16 protein-coding genes and 1 tRNA gene are annotated in these 13,662 nt (G+C 69.1%); 11 read left to right on the forward strand and 6 right to left on the reverse strand.

Annotated elements, in window-relative coordinates; all coding sequences use genetic code 11:
• Positions 1-73 precede the first annotated feature (73 nt).
• Both arsB and BJ972_RS12525 read right to left on the reverse strand, forming a co-directional pair.
• Complete coding sequence (arsB, locus tag BJ972_RS12520; RefSeq protein ID WP_129172140.1) at positions 74-1,156, reverse strand: ACR3 family arsenite efflux transporter; 1,083 nt, start codon at positions 1,154-1,156, stop codon at positions 74-76.
• On the reverse strand, positions 1,153-2,520 hold the full coding sequence (locus BJ972_RS12525) for an FAD-dependent oxidoreductase (protein WP_129172139.1): 1,368 nt from the start codon (positions 2,518-2,520) through the stop codon (positions 1,153-1,155). Before BJ972_RS12525 ends, arsB begins: the two co-directional genes overlap by 4 nt.
• A gap of 65 nt (positions 2,521-2,585) precedes the next feature.
• On the opposite strand from BJ972_RS12525, the gene BJ972_RS12530 reads away from it, so the two are divergent.
• The gene (locus tag BJ972_RS12530; protein WP_129172138.1) at positions 2,586-3,260 is read left to right on the forward strand and encodes an arsenate reductase/protein-tyrosine-phosphatase family protein; all 675 of its coding nucleotides are present in this window, start codon (positions 2,586-2,588) and stop codon (positions 3,258-3,260) included.
• Between the two features lie 19 nt (positions 3,261-3,279).
• Complete coding sequence (locus BJ972_RS12535) at positions 3,280-3,678, forward strand: arsenate-mycothiol transferase ArsC (RefSeq protein ID WP_129172137.1); 399 nt, start codon at positions 3,280-3,282, stop codon at positions 3,676-3,678.
• A gap of 38 nt (positions 3,679-3,716) precedes the next feature.
• Here BJ972_RS12535 and BJ972_RS12540 read toward each other — a convergent pair.
• Positions 3,717-3,787, reverse strand: a tRNA-Gly gene (locus BJ972_RS12540).
• A 73-nt stretch (positions 3,788-3,860) separates the two neighbouring features.
• Here BJ972_RS12540 and dcd point away from each other — a divergent pair.
• The 8 genes from dcd (at position 3,861) to BJ972_RS12580 (ending at position 9,648) form a co-directional block, all read left to right on the forward strand.
• A complete protein-coding gene (gene dcd, locus BJ972_RS12545; protein WP_129172136.1) occupies positions 3,861-4,466 on the forward strand; it encodes a dCTP deaminase in 606 nt (201 codons plus the stop codon).
• Positions 4,467-4,494: 28 nt separating this feature from the next.
• Entirely contained in the window at positions 4,495-5,616 is a 1,122-nt protein-coding gene (locus BJ972_RS12550; RefSeq protein WP_164989844.1) for an epoxide hydrolase family protein, read from the forward strand.
• Positions 5,617-5,657: 41 nt separating this feature from the next.
• A complete protein-coding gene (locus tag BJ972_RS12555) occupies positions 5,658-6,158 on the forward strand; it encodes a hypothetical protein (RefSeq protein WP_129172134.1) in 501 nt (166 codons plus the stop codon).
• A gap of 208 nt (positions 6,159-6,366) precedes the next feature.
• Positions 6,367-6,717 carry a PadR family transcriptional regulator gene (locus BJ972_RS12560; protein WP_129172133.1) on the forward strand — a complete coding sequence of 117 codons (351 nt, stop codon included), beginning with the start codon at positions 6,367-6,369 and terminating at the stop codon, positions 6,715-6,717.
• A gap of 2 nt (positions 6,718-6,719) precedes the next feature.
• Positions 6,720-7,100, forward strand: a complete 381-nt coding sequence (locus tag BJ972_RS12565; protein ID WP_129172132.1) for a DUF1048 domain-containing protein — start codon at positions 6,720-6,722, stop codon at positions 7,098-7,100.
• Entirely contained in the window at positions 7,097-7,900 is an 804-nt protein-coding gene (locus tag BJ972_RS12570; RefSeq protein WP_129172131.1) for an ABC transporter ATP-binding protein, read from the forward strand. Before BJ972_RS12565 ends, BJ972_RS12570 begins: the two co-directional genes overlap by 4 nt.
• Positions 7,897-8,661, forward strand: a complete 765-nt coding sequence (locus BJ972_RS12575) for an ABC transporter permease (protein WP_129172130.1) — start codon at positions 7,897-7,899, stop codon at positions 8,659-8,661. Before BJ972_RS12570 ends, BJ972_RS12575 begins: the two co-directional genes overlap by 4 nt.
• Before the next feature lie 42 nt (positions 8,662-8,703).
• Entirely contained in the window at positions 8,704-9,648 is a 945-nt protein-coding gene (locus BJ972_RS12580) for a hypothetical protein (protein WP_129172129.1), read from the forward strand.
• A 78-nt stretch (positions 9,649-9,726) separates the two neighbouring features.
• Here the strand turns inward: BJ972_RS12580 and BJ972_RS17355 are convergent, their stop codons facing one another.
• Positions 9,727-10,533, reverse strand: a complete 807-nt coding sequence (locus BJ972_RS17355) for a MarR family winged helix-turn-helix transcriptional regulator (RefSeq protein ID WP_129172128.1) — start codon at positions 10,531-10,533, stop codon at positions 9,727-9,729.
• Positions 10,534-10,616: 83 nt separating this feature from the next.
• Between BJ972_RS17355 and BJ972_RS17360 the strand changes: the two genes are divergently transcribed.
• A complete protein-coding gene (locus BJ972_RS17360) occupies positions 10,617-11,303 on the forward strand; it encodes a MarR family winged helix-turn-helix transcriptional regulator (RefSeq protein ID WP_241830668.1) in 687 nt (228 codons plus the stop codon).
• A 4-nt stretch (positions 11,304-11,307) separates the two neighbouring features.
• On the opposite strand, the gene BJ972_RS12595 is transcribed toward BJ972_RS17360, so the two are convergent.
• Complete coding sequence (locus BJ972_RS12595; RefSeq protein WP_129172127.1) at positions 11,308-12,690, reverse strand: MFS transporter; 1,383 nt, start codon at positions 12,688-12,690, stop codon at positions 11,308-11,310.
• Positions 12,691-12,699: 9 nt separating this feature from the next.
• Positions 12,700-13,653, reverse strand: coding sequence for an NAD(P)/FAD-dependent oxidoreductase (locus BJ972_RS12600; protein ID WP_129172126.1), 954 nt, complete (start codon positions 13,651-13,653; stop codon positions 12,700-12,702).
• Positions 13,654-13,662: the final 9 nt, after the last annotated feature.

The following is a 13,662-nucleotide window of genomic DNA, read 5'->3' on the forward strand; positions in this document are numbered from 1 at the left end:
GAAGCCCTCAGCAGTCGTCGAGCATCCGAAAGTCATCCGCTCATTTTAGCCGATGAGCCTGAGTGGAGCCCGGTCACGGGCGTCGCTGGGCGTCGAGGGGGTCGCGTTCGGAAGGGAAGAGCCGCGGCCGCAGCCAGAGCGCCACGTAGACCAGGGCAACCAGCACGGGCACCTCGATGAGAGGCCCGACGATGCCAGCGAGGGCCTGGCCGGATGTCGCTCCGAACGTTCCGATGGCGACGGCGATCGCGAGCTCGAAGTTGTTGCCTGCCGCTGTGAACGCCAGTGTCGCCGTCCGTTCGTAGCCGAGCGAGATGGCTCTTCCCAGTCCGAATCCGAGCAGGAACGTGACCACGAAGTAGATCAGGAGCGGCAATGCGATGCGAGCGACGTCGAGTGGTCGATCGATGACCTGCTGGCCTTGCAGGGCGAAGAGCATGACGATCGTGAAGAGCAGGCCATACAGGGCGAACGGTCCGACTCTCGGCAGGAAGCGCTCCTCGTACCAGGTGCGCCCCTGGGTCGCTTCGCCGATCCGTCGCGAGAGGTACCCGGCGAGCAGGGGGATGCCGAGGAAGACCAGCACGGAGACGGTGATCGCCCAGAAGGAGAAGTCGGCGCTCGTCGTGGGGAGTCCGAGCCATCCGGGGAGGATCTGCAGGTAGAACCAGCCGAGCGCACCGAATGCGATGACCTGGAAGACCGAGTTCACGGCGACGAGGAACGCGGCCGCCTCGCGGTCACCGCACGCGAGGTCGTTCCAGATGAGCACCATGGCGATGCAGCGGGCGAGTCCGACGATGATCAGTCCGGTGCGGTACTCGGGCAGATCGGGAAGCAGCAGCCAGGCGAGCGCGAACATGAGTGCCGGGCCGACGAGCCAGTTCATGACGAGCGATGAGACGAGGAGTCTTCGATCGCCGGCGACCGCACGGGCGTCGGAGTACCGCACCTTCGCCAGCACCGGGTACATCATGACGAGGAGGCCGATCGCCACGGGCACGCTGACGGAGCCGATCTGGAACGCGTGCAGCGCTTCACCGACCGCGGGGACGAAGGCGGCAAGGAGCAGCCCGGCACCCATGGCGATCACGATCCAGACGGGAAGGAACCGGTCGGTGGTGCTGAGCCGTGCGGCCGTCATCCTGTCGGTCATGCCGTGCTCCGCACCCAGGACTGCGCGGCGACCTGCACGGCGTCCCAGGGCGAGCCGAGCGGCGGGGTGTACGAGAGGTCGAGATCGCTCATCGCGTCGACGGTCATGCCGTGGTGCAGGGCGGTGGCGTAGGTGTCGACACGCTTCGCGACCTCGGCCCCGCGAGAGCCCACGAGTTGTGCGCCGAGCAGCACGCCGTTGTCGGTATTGCCCGTGATGCGGATGCTGATGGGCGTCGCCCCCGGGTAGTACGCCTTGTGGTCATCGGCGACGGCCGTATTGCTGCGCGGCGCGTACCCCGCGGCACGCGCTTCGCTGTCGCGCAGACCGGTACGCGCGGCGACGAGATCGAAGACCTTCACGACCTGGGTGCCGAGGCTCCCGGTGAATCGGGCATCTCCGCCGATGGCGTTCTCGCCGGCGACGCGGCCCTGCTTGTGCGAGGTCGTGCCGAGCGGAAGGTAGGTCACGCCGAGTAACCGGTGGTGGGTGACGATTCCGTCGCCGGCCGCCCAGATATGGGGCAGTCCGGTGCGCATCTGCTCGTCGACGACGGCGGCTCCGCCGGCTCCGGTCCGAGCGCCCGCGTCGGTCAGGAGGCTCGTATTGGGTCGGACGCCGACGACGACGAGCACCAGGTCTGCGGTGCGCTCGAAAGTGGCCCCGTCGCGCAGTCCCAAGACGGTGAGAGTCCCGCCTGTCTTCGACACGCGTTCTACGCGGGTGCCGGTCACGACGTCGACCCCATGCCGGGTGAGTTCGTCGTGCACGAGGCTGCCGAGCTCCGGGTCGAGAGTGGAGAGCACCTCGGGGCCGCGTTGCACCTGCGTGACCCGAATGCCTCGGGTGGTCAGTGCCTCGGCCATCTCGAGCCCGACGTAGCCGGCGCCGACGATGACCGCGGTGTCGGGCTGTCGCGCATCGAGGTACTCCTCGAGAGCGAAGGTGTCACCCATCGAGTGCAGCAGGTGTACTCCGTCGGCGGCGCCGAGTGCGTCGAGACCTGCGATGCCGGCGGTCGATGGCGAGGCTCCGGTGCCGACCATGAGTTCGTCGTAGGCGATCGTCGACTCGGTGCCTCGCTCGTCGACGACGGTGAGCTTCCGCCCGGCGACATCGATGCCGGTGGCGAGAGTGTCGAGGCGCAGACGCATACCTGTCGCCTCGAGGTCGGCGTGGGTGCGGTGAGCGAGCGATTGCCAGGGGTGGACGTCGCGCGAGAAGTAGTAGGGGATTCCGCAGATCGAGAAGTTCGGGTAGGCGTCGGCGACGACGACCGTCACGTCGACCGACGGGTCGAGTTCACGGGCTCGGAGAGCTGCGGAGATGCCGGCGTCGCTTCCGCCGATGACTGCGAGGTGCATGGTGCCCTTTCGAAGAGTTCGGGGCCATCTTGACTCACGAAACAAGTTCAGTCAAGATTGAACCAATGAACACTGAACATCATGAGGGTGTCGTAGCGCGGGCCGCGAGACACGCGGCGCTCGGCGAGCCCGCACGCCTGCACATCATCGACCTGCTCACGCTCGGCGACCTCTCGCCCACCGAGATCCGTGTATCCCTCGGGGCCCCGGCGAACCTCGTCACCCACCACCTCAACGTGCTGGAATCCGTCGGTCTGGTGACCCGTTCCGCATCGGAAGGCGACAAGCGTCGCAGCTACGTGCACCTCGCGCCGGGTGCCTTCACCGATCTGGTGCCGGGCGCCGTGCGCACCGCGAGCCGTGTCGTGTTCGCGTGCTCGGCGAACTCCGCGCGATCGCAGCTCGCGGTGGCGCTGTGGCAGCGGCAGAGCACCATTCCCGCGGCATCGGGTGGCACGCGCCCGGCGGCGCAGGTCGCACCCGGCATGATCGCCGCCGCCGCCCGACATGAGATCACCCTGCCCGGATCAGTCCCGACCGCGCTCGCCGATGTCCTGAACGACGATGACTTCGTGATCACGGTGTGCGACAACGCCCATGAAGAGCTGGGCGTGCGAGGCGATCTGCACTGGTCGATCCCCGATCCGGTGCGTATCGGCACGGATGACGCCTTCGACGCCGCATTCACCGACCTGGAGCGCCGCATCGCCGGTCTCGCTCCGCGACTCCTCGCCTCCTGACCAGAAAGCCGAACACGCCATGATCGAGACGAAGCCCGTCGTCCTGTTCCTCTGTCAGCACAATGCCGGGCGCTCCCAGCTCGGCGCAGCGCTGCTCGAACACCTCGCCGCCGATCGGTTCTCCGTCACCTCGGCCGGATTCGACCCCGCCGAGGTCGTCAACCCGGCCGTCGCCGCCACGGTCGCCGAGCTCGGCGTCGACATCTCCGGCCGCGTCCCGCGATCCGTGACCACTGCAGACCTCGAAGGAGCCGACATCGTCGTGCTCATGAAGCCCGGTCTGCCGTTGCCGGCCGTCCCGCGCGGAGAAGTGCTCCACTGGTCGTTCCCGAACCCGGAGGCCTGGGATGTGGACTCCGTCCGGCCCCTCCGCGAAGCCGTCGCCGAGAAGATCCGCGTCGGCCTCCTCGAGCGCTGACGCGGGCTCGAGGCGTCCGCTCCTCGTCGACATTCCAGAGCGGATGACGGGAATCGAACCCGCGCTATCAGCTTGGGAAGCTGAAGTTCTACCATTGAACTACATCCGCATGCGGCATCCCGGGGCGTAACCGGCGCCGATTCGGCCAGCTTAGCAAGGCCCCTCCGCACTACGATGACAGCGTGCTTCTCTCCGACCGCGACATCAGTGCCGAACTCGATCAGCAGCGCATCCAGCTGGAGCCGTATGACCCGGCGATGATCCAGCCGTCGTCGATCGACGTGCGCCTCGACCGGTACTTCCGGCTGTTCGACAACCACAAGTACCCCTTCATCGACCCGGCGGAGGACCAGCCCGACCTCACGCACCTCATCGAGGTCAAGCCTGACGAGCCGTTCATCCTGCACCCGGGGGAGTTCGTGCTCGGCTCGACGTTCGAAGCGGTCAGCCTGCCCGACGACGTCGCCGCGCGCCTCGAGGGCAAGTCGTCGCTCGGCCGGCTCGGGCTGCTGACGCACTCGACCGCGGGCTTCATCGATCCCGGCTTCACGGGGCACGTCACGCTCGAGCTCTCGAACGTCGCGACCCTCCCGATCAAGCTGTGGCCGGGCATGAAGATCGGTCAGCTGTGCTTCTTCCGCCTCACGTCGCCGAGCGAGAACCCGTACGGCTCGGCCGCGTACGGCTCGCGCTACCAGGCGCAGCGCGGGCCGACGGCATCGCGTTCGTTCCAGAACTTCCACCGCACGGATGTCTCGACGACCGAAGCGGGATCGCCCGGCCGCTAGTGTCGGCTGTCGTCGTTACGCTCCCGGCATGGAGCAGTTTCGATGGGAGGTCGGCGAGGCCGACCTCGACGAGCTGAGGCGACGCGCCCGCGAGGCTCGGTTCCCTCGGCCGATCGGTGATGCGGCGGCCGAGAGCGGGCTTACGCTCGATCGGCTCGAAGCGCTCGTCGCGCGCTGGGGCGGCGACTTCGACTGGAGAGCGGTCGAGGGGCGCCTGAACGAGGTGCCTCAGTTCACCACGGTGATCGACGGGCAGCTCATTCACTTCGCTCGCATCGAGGGTGTCGGTACCCCTCGTGCCCGGCGCGTTCCGATCATCGTGTTCCACGGCTGGCCGTACTCGTTCATCGAGATGCTGCCGCTGGCCATCGAGCTCGCCGGCACTGAGGTCGATGGCGTCGTCTTCGACGTCGTCGTGCCTTCGCTCCCCGGCTACGGGCCCTCCGCAGCGCTCGACGGGGCGCCGTTCACCGGGCCCGTCGTCGCCGAGCTTATGCACTCGCTCATGACCGATGTACTCGGCTACTCGCGGTACCTCTCCTACGGCGAAGACGTGGGCTCGACGACGAGCGACTTCCTCGCTGCGCTCCACCCCGAATCCGTGGCCGGGCTCATCGCGACCCACGCGGCGTTCCCTCCGCCGTCGCGCGCAAACGACCTCACGCCCGTCGAGCAACGGTGGGTCGACTGGCACGACGGTGAATGGAAGCGCGCATCGGCGTATGCGGCGCTCCAATCGACACGGCCCGAGACGCTCGCCGTCGCACTCTCGGATTCACCGGCGGGCCTCGCCGCGTGGATCATCGAGAAACTCCTCGCGTGGTCGGGCCCGGGCGACTGGTGGTCCGATGACGAGCTTCTGACCACGGCATCCCTCTACTGGTTCACGGGCAGTATCGGCTCGTCGTTCGCGGCGTACCGCGATTATCGACTGCAGCCCGAGCTTCCGCTCGTCTCAGTGCCGGTCGCCGTCGCGGTGCAGCACGGCGAACGCGGGTTCCCCCGCAGCTACGCGGAACGCACGTACACCGACATCCGTCAGTGGGCCGATCTTCCCACAGGCGGCCACTTCTCGGCCTGGCAGACTCCGCAACTCGTCGCCGCCGAGATCCGTTCGTTCGCGGTCGGGCATTTCGACCCGGTCGGCTGACAGGACTCACCGCCGAAACCTGCGTCGGCTACCATCCCCGCATGACCGACCGATTCGCCGAAGCGCTCATCGCCGCCGGGCCGACGAGCGAATACCCGGTGCGCATGCGCGAGTTCGCCCGACTCGTGGGCCGGTGGGATGCCCGCGGGCGACGCCTCGACGAGGGCTCCGGCGAGTGGCGTGAGCGCACGTTCGAGTGGGTCGTCGAGTACGTGCTCGAGGGGCGCGCGGTTCAAGACCTCGAGATCACGACGGATGACGCGCGCCGATCGATCGCGACGGCCGTGCGTGTCTACGACCCCGAGGCCGGCGCCTGGCGAGTGAGCTTCTTCTCACCCGAGACGGGGGAGTACTGCACCCTCGTCGCGACGTCGTACCGCGACGGAATCCGCCAAGACGGAACGCGCACCGACGGCCTGCCGATCCGTTGGAACTTCAGCGGCATCACCGACGACACCTACACGTGGGACGGCTGGGTCTCGCACGACGACGGCCGCACGTGGGTGCACACCGACCACGTCGAGGCGACCCGCCTGCGCTGACCCGCGCTCGCACCCGCGGCACCCTGTCCGCACCCCAGCACCCTGCCCACGCCTGCGCCACTTCCTGCGCGTTTGCGCCACTCCGGCTGGCGCAAACGCGATGAAGTGGCGCACGCCCGCGACATCCACTATTCAGTCTTGCTATCTACCGGTACTCGGCGTTACTATCTACCGGTAGTCAGTAACACCGAATAGTGAAAGAGGCGTCGTGGCGAAACAGATGACCGAGATGCTCAAGGGAACCCTTGAGGGCGTCGTGCTCGCGATCCTCGCGACGAAGCCGGCCTACGGGTACGACATCACCGCGCGGCTGCGCGACCAGGGCTTCACCGACATCGTCGAGGGCACCGTCTACGCGCTCCTCATCCGCATCGAGCAGCGCGGGCTCGTCGACGTCGAGAAGGTCCCCTCCGAGAAGGGCCCGCCCCGCAAGGTCTACTCGCTCAACGCGGCGGGCGCCGAGTACCTCGACGAGTTCTGGAAGACCTGGGCGTTCCTCGCCGACCGCATCGAACACCTCCGCGGCGAGGTCGCAGCCACCGAGACAGAAGGAGAATGACCATGGCAGCGAAATGGATCGAAGCGCTCACCGGATCGCTCGAGCAGAAGAAGCAGTACAAGCAGGCCGTCGCCCGCATCGAGGCCCTCCCCACGCCCTACCGCGAGACCGCGAAGGCGCTCAACCGCTACCTCATGTACTACGGCGGTGTGACCGACGGCGACACGATCGTGACGATGTTCCTCGATCACGCCGACCTGTGGGAGCGCGCGGCCGTCGACGAGACCCCCGTCCGCGACATCGTCGCTGACGATCCCGTCGAGTTCGCCGAGTCGTTCGCGCGAGCATACGCCGGCGCGCAGTGGATCGACAAGGAACGCGCCCGCCTGACCGCTGCCATCGACGCGGCCGTCGGGGATGCCTCGGGAGGCGAACCGTCATGACGATCGAGACCGGGCCCGCCATCAGCGTGCGCGGCATCGCGAAGTCGTTCGGTGAGGTCGACGTGCTGCGCGGGGTCGACTTCGATGTCGCTGCTGGCAGCATCTTCGCTCTCCTCGGCTCGAACGGCGCGGGCAAGACGACGCTCGTGCGCATCCTCTCGACCCTCCTGCCCGCCGACGGTGGTGCGGCGACGGTCGTCGGGTTCGATACGGCGACGGATGCCGATGAGGTACGCCGCGCGATCAGCCTGACGGGTCAGTTCGCGGCCGTCGACGACGTGCTGAGCGGTCGCGAGAACCTCGTGCTCGTCGCGCGCCTCCGTCACCTCGACGATCCGGGCACGATCGCCGACGCCCTGCTCGCCCGTTTCGAGCTCACCGAAGCCGGAGGGCGCCGCGTCGCGACGTACTCGGGCGGCATGCGCCGACGTCTCGACATCGCCATGAGCCTCGTCGGCGACCCGGCGGTCATCTTCCTCGACGAGCCGACCACGGGCCTCGACCCCGAGGCGCGCATCGAGGTGTGGCAGACGGTGCGCGAGCTCGCCTCGCACGGCACGACCGTGCTCCTCACGACCCAGTACCTCGACGAGGCGGAACAGCTCGCCGATCGCATCGCGATCCTGCACGAGGGCGTCATCATCCAGAACGGCACGCTCGCCGAGCTCATCGCCCTGCTGCCGCCCGCGAGGGTCGAGTACGTCGAACGGAAGCCCTCGCTCGAAGAGGTCTTCCTCTCTCTCGTGGGTCGTTCGCCCGCGTCATCCGTCGACGAATCGACGAAGGAGGACAGATCATGAGTCTGCACGCCCTCGGGGAGACCCGGATTCTCACGGGCCGATCGCTCCGGCACATCCTGCGGAGCCCCGACACGATCATCACGACGGCGGTCACGCCGATCGCGCTCCTGCTGCTCTTCGTCTTCGTGCTCGGCGGGGCGATCGATACGGGCGCCGGCGTCTCGTACGTCGACTACCTGCTGCCCGGCATCCTGCTCATCACGATCGCGTCGGGCGTCGCGTACACGTCGTACCGCCTCTTCCTCGATCTGCAGGGCGGCATCGTCGAACGATTCCAGTCGATGCCGATCGCGCGGTCGAGCGTGCTGTGGGCGCACGTGCTCACGTCGCTCGCGGCGAACCTCGCCTCGATCGCTCTCGTCACGGGCGTCGCCCTGCTCATGGGGTTCCGCACGGGTGCATCGATCGCCGCGTGGCTCGCCGTCGCCGGCATCCTCGTGCTCTTCACCCTCGCTCTCACGTGGGTCGCGGTGATCGCCGGACTCTCGGCGAAGACCGTCGACGGCGCGAGTGCGTTCAGCTATCCGCTCATCTTCCTGCCGTTCATCAGTTCGGCGTTCGTGCCGACCGAGTCGATGCCCGCGCCCGTCGCATGGTTCGCCGAGAACCAGCCGGTGACGTCGATCGTCGACACGATCCGCGCGCTGTTCGCGGGGCAGCCCGACGGGGGAGAGATTGGGGTGGCCCTCGCGTGGCTCGTCGGCATCCTCATCGCCGCCAGTTCGATCGCGACGCTGCTGTACCGGCGACGCGTGCGCTGATTCGTTCTTGCCTTACTGTGCGGCTGCAGGAGGACGACTGATATGAACCCGTTCGAGATCATCGACACCTACGCGGATGACGTCGCGGGGCGTCTTCCGCGGCGGCAGCGCTCCGACGTCGCGGCCGAGCTGCGCTCGCTTCTGCGCGACGAGCTCGAGGGCCGGGCTGCCGACTCGGGCCGACCGGCCGACGAGGCCATGGTGCTCGACCTCCTCCGGTCGTTCGGAGCACCTGACGAGGTGGCTGATCGCTACCGGCCGGCCGGCTTCACCGTCATCCGCCCCGCCGACGCCCCGGCGTTCGCCTGGATCGCCCTCATCGGCGTCGCCGCGCAGTGGGCGCTGACGTTGCCCGGCGTGTTCATCGGAGCGGATGAACCGTGGGGACGCCTCGCCGCCTGGTGGCTGTCGTGGGGGCTCGGTGCGTTCTGGTGGCCCGGCTTCCTCGTGACGATGACGCTCATTGCTGGGTGGGTCGGCTCGCAACGGGGTGAGCGAGTCTGGTCGCCGCGCGTCGTCGACCGTGACCGCGTGAATCGCGGGTTGTACGTGCTCTACATCGCCCTCGGCGTGGTCGGTGCGAGCATCGTGATCTCGCTGCCGTGGCTCGCCGTCTGGGCGACCTGGTTGCCGCAGCCGGTGATCGACGTGTTCGCGTTCGACGCGGAGTTCCTCGCCTGGCGTGCCGTGTGGGTGCTGCCGCTGTGGCTCGCACTTCTCGCGCTCAGCATCGTCGTGCTCGCCGCAGGGCGCTGGAGTCGCACGACCCGGCGCATCGCCCTGGTGATCGACGCCGCCTGGATCGTGGTGTGCGTGTGGTGGGTCGCCTCCGGCCCGGTGTTCGTCAACGCGGATGCCGACGGCGTCACGCGCCTCGCGCTCATCCTGGTCGCCGTTCTCGCGCTCATCGAACTCGTGCGCGGAGTGCGCCGCGAACTCGCCGGGCGACGTGCGCCCGTCGTGACGGTCGGGCCGCGCGCCGCGTGAGTGCCGACATGGCGCAGAGCCCGCCGTCACGATGACGGCGGGCTCTGCGGGGTCGGGTGGGATGACGCAGAGTGTGCGTCAGGCGGCGTCGGGGTGGATGCCGCGAGCTTCAGCCGCGCGACCCTGCTCGAAACCTCGGCCGTAGGCGAAGCCCTGCGCGAAGGCCGCGCGTCGGCCGAAGCCTCGGCGGTGTCCGCGCTCGGGGCCGAAGCCGTGGCCGGGGCCGAATTCAGGGCCGAAGCCAGGCCCGAAGCCGCGGTGCCCGTGAGGGTGGCCCTTCTCGCTGTCGTGCGGGTGTTCGTGCGCCTCGCGCGGGTCGAAGTCGAGTCCGAAGTCCGATCGCGGGTCGAAGCCGGGGCGGGGGCCGAAACCGAATCCGCCGCGCCCGTGACCGAATCCGCGTCCATGACCGAAGCCTCGTCCGTGACCGAAGCCGTGACCGCGGCGCTTGCCGCGCGGCATCCGTTCGTTCTCGTCGAAGCCGAGTTCGTGGGCGATCGCCTCGAGGGAGGCGACGGTCGTCGCGAAGTCCTCGGGCGAGACGGCGCCGGCGACGCGGGTGCGCAGCGCGGTGACACGTTCGAGCAGGGCGTCGTGACCGGCTCGACCGGTCTCCGTGAGGACCCAGGCCCCGGGCTCACCCTCGACCCATCCGAGGTCGATGAGGTGGCTGAGCTTGCCCGGGCGGGCGTCGAGACGAGCGGCGAGCGGGTGCTCGGCGCCGCGTTCGACGATCGAGAGTCGACGCCAGTCGCGTCGGGTGAGGTCTTCGGCGGCGAACAGCTCGTTCATCGCACGCTCGAGCGAGCGGTCGACGGCGCGGAGCCAGTAGCCGAGCGGGCGGTCGGAGGAGGGGGTGTCAGGTGTGTTGTCGGTGGTGTTCATGGTGAGGGAGTCCTTTGTGAGTTCGTGATCGATCCCATCGATCGATTGCATGCACTGTTACATGTATATGTAGGATGACATGTATGTCGGACGAACGTCAAGCCGCTCACGGCGGGCTCCCAGGTGAGGGCATCCCCGCCGAGACCATCGCGCGCATCGAGCAGGCGCTCATCGCGCTCCGGCACGACCGTCGACGCGGTGGCCCGGGCGGGTTCGGCGGCCCCGGATTCGGCGGGCCGGGCTTCGGCGGACCCGGCGGCTTCGGGATGCGCGGCGCGGGCCCCCGGGGCGGAGCGTGGGGTCCCGGGTTCGGCCGTGGCCGCGGCGAGCACGAACACGGCGAAGCCGACGGCGGCGACACGTCGCACGACCACGCGAACCACGCGCACGAGCATCACGGCCGGGGCCCTGCGGCCTTCCGCCACATGGCGCGCATCCGGCTGCTCGAGGTGCTCGACGCGCGCGGCGCCACCGACGCTCCGGCCCCCTCGATCAGCGAACTCGCGGCGCTCATCGGCGTCGATCAGCCGCGTGCGAGCCGCCTCGTGCAGGGCGCTCAGCGCGAGGGGCTCGTGCGGCGCACGGTCGATCCGCGTGATGCGCGTCGCAGCGTCATCCAACTGACCGCCGCCGGCGAGAGGGCGCTCGACGAATCACGCGAGTCGCGACGCGGGGCCGTGCGCAACGGACTCGCGGGCTTCACCCCCGCCGAGGCCGAGCAGTTCGCCGACCTCCTCGCGCGCTTCGCCGCGGGCCGCGCCGAAGCGTAGGAGATCAGCGCAGCTGCGCCTGCTTCGCCTGCACCGGGATGAGCAGCGCGAGGCCCACGACGAGCACGAGCACGATGCCGAGAATGCCGAAGTGCGCGCCGCCGAAGATCGCGATGAAGAGGCCGTACATCGTGGGCGACATCCACACCGCCGCGCGACCCGTGGTCGCGTAGAGGCCGAACACCTCGCCCTCGCGCCCGGCCGGGATGAGGCGCGCGAGGAACGTGCGGCTCGCCGACTGGGCGGGGCCGACGAAGATGCAGAGCGCGAGGCCCGCCGTCCAGAACACGATCTGGCCGCCGTCGTGCAGCAGGAAGACGAGCATGCCCGAGATGATGAGGCCGATGAGGGCCGTGATGATCACGGGCTTCGCGCCGAGCTTGTCGTCGAGGAGGCCGACGGTGATCGTCGAGATACCCGCGACGACGTTCGCGGCGATCGCGAAGATGATGACCTCGCCGGGCGTGAAGCCGAAGACCGTGCCGGCGAGCACGCCGCCGAAGGTGAAGACACCGGTGAGGCCGTCGCGGAACACCGCGCTCGCGAGCAGGAACCAGACCGTCTGGCGGCTGTCCTTCCAGAGACGACGGATGTCGCGGAAGAGGCGACGATACGAATCGACGATCCCCACGCGCTCACGAGCCGCGCTGGGCGGGGGCGTGAACTCGGGCACGGCGAACAGCACGGGAAGCGCGAAGAGGGCGAACCAGACCGCCGCGATGAGCATCGACATGCGCACCGCGAAGCCGTCCTCGCCGACATCCGGCTGGATGAGGCCGAAGTAGACGATGAGCAGCAGCACGATGCCGCCGACGTAGCCGAGTCCCCAGCCGAGGCCGCTGACGCGTCCGATCGAGCGCGGCGTCGAGACCTGGGCGAGCATCGCGTTGTAGTTGACGCTCGCGAGCTCGAAGAAGACGGTGCCGACGGCGAGCAGCCCGAGGCCGAACCACAGGAACTCGGGCGCCGGGTACACGAAGTACATGAGCGCGATCGCGACGACGACGATGAACGTGTTGACCGCGAGCCAGCGCTTGCGGTGCCCCGACGTGTCGCTGCGCTGCCCGATCACCGGTGCGAGCACGGCGACGATGATGCCCGCACCGGCGATCGCGATGCTCAGCGCGATGTTCGACTCCTCGGGGTTCCCGAATCCGGAACTCGTCAGGTAGACGGTGAAGACGAACGTCGTGACGACGGCGTTGAACGCGGCGGAGCCCCAGTCCCACAGACCCCACGCGACGATCCTGCCCTTGCGCGCGCCTTGCGCCGCGACGGCCTCGACCTGAGCGGTGTCGATGCCGATGGTCGCTGCCGCGCCATCCGCCCGGGTCAGGGGTGTGGGCGGGAAGTTGCGCGGGGCGCCTTCGCCTTCGGGCTCGCTCATGGGTTCAGGCTAGCCCTGAGTGGTGAACGGCGGGTGTCCCGACGCGACGGCGCGCGCGATGTCGTCCTGCACGAGGTTCGCGTTGACCGCGGCGCCCGCCATCGATCCCGCGCCCATCGAGACGGGAACGTTGGCCATCGGGTTGACGACGTTGCCGGCTGCCCAGACACCCGGCACGCTCGTCGCGCCGAAGGCATCGACGGCGACGACCGTGCCGATCGGCGACTCGGTGAGCTCGGCGCCGAGGTCGGCGAGCAGGGTGCCGTTCGGCACGAGCGTCGGCGCGGTGAAGATCGAGTCGATCGCGACGCTCCGGCCGTCGGCGAGCACGACCGCGGTGAGCACACCGTCGGTGGAGATCACCTCGGCGACCGGGCCCGGCTCGACGGTCACGCCGCGGGCCGCGAATCCTGCGGCGACCTCGGCCTCCGGCATCCCCGTGGCGTTCTCGAAGTACGTGACCTGCGGCGACCACTGGCGCAGCAGCTGAGCCTGGTGCACCCCGCCCGCGCTCGTCGCGAGCACGCCGATGCGCCGACCGCGCACCTCGTAGCCGTCGCAGTACGGGCACGTGACGACGCCGCGGCCCCACTGCTCGCGGAGGCCCGGGATCGCCGGGAGCTCGTCGCGGAGTCCGGTCGTCACGATGAGGCGCCGCGCGGTGAGGGTGTCGCCGCCGTCGAGGGTCGCGGCGAATCCGCCGTCGACGGGCGCCGCCGTGACCGCGCGGCCGTCGACGAACTCGCCGCCGTATCCCTCGATGTCGCGGCGGCCGCGGGCGAGCAGGTCGGTCGGCTTCACGCCGTCGTGGCCGAGCACGGCGTGCATGTGTTCCACCACGCCGTTCCGCGGTTCGCCCGCGTCGATGATCGCGACGCGGCGGCCCGCGCGGGTGAGCATGAGGGCGGCGCTCTGGCCGGCGGTGCCGCCGCCGATGATGAGGACGTCGTGTGTGAGGGTCATGAGATCGAG

Origin of the sequence: Agromyces atrinae, from assembly GCF_013407835.1 — a bacterium.
Lineage (GTDB): Bacteria > Actinomycetota > Actinomycetes > Actinomycetales > Microbacteriaceae > Agromyces > Agromyces atrinae.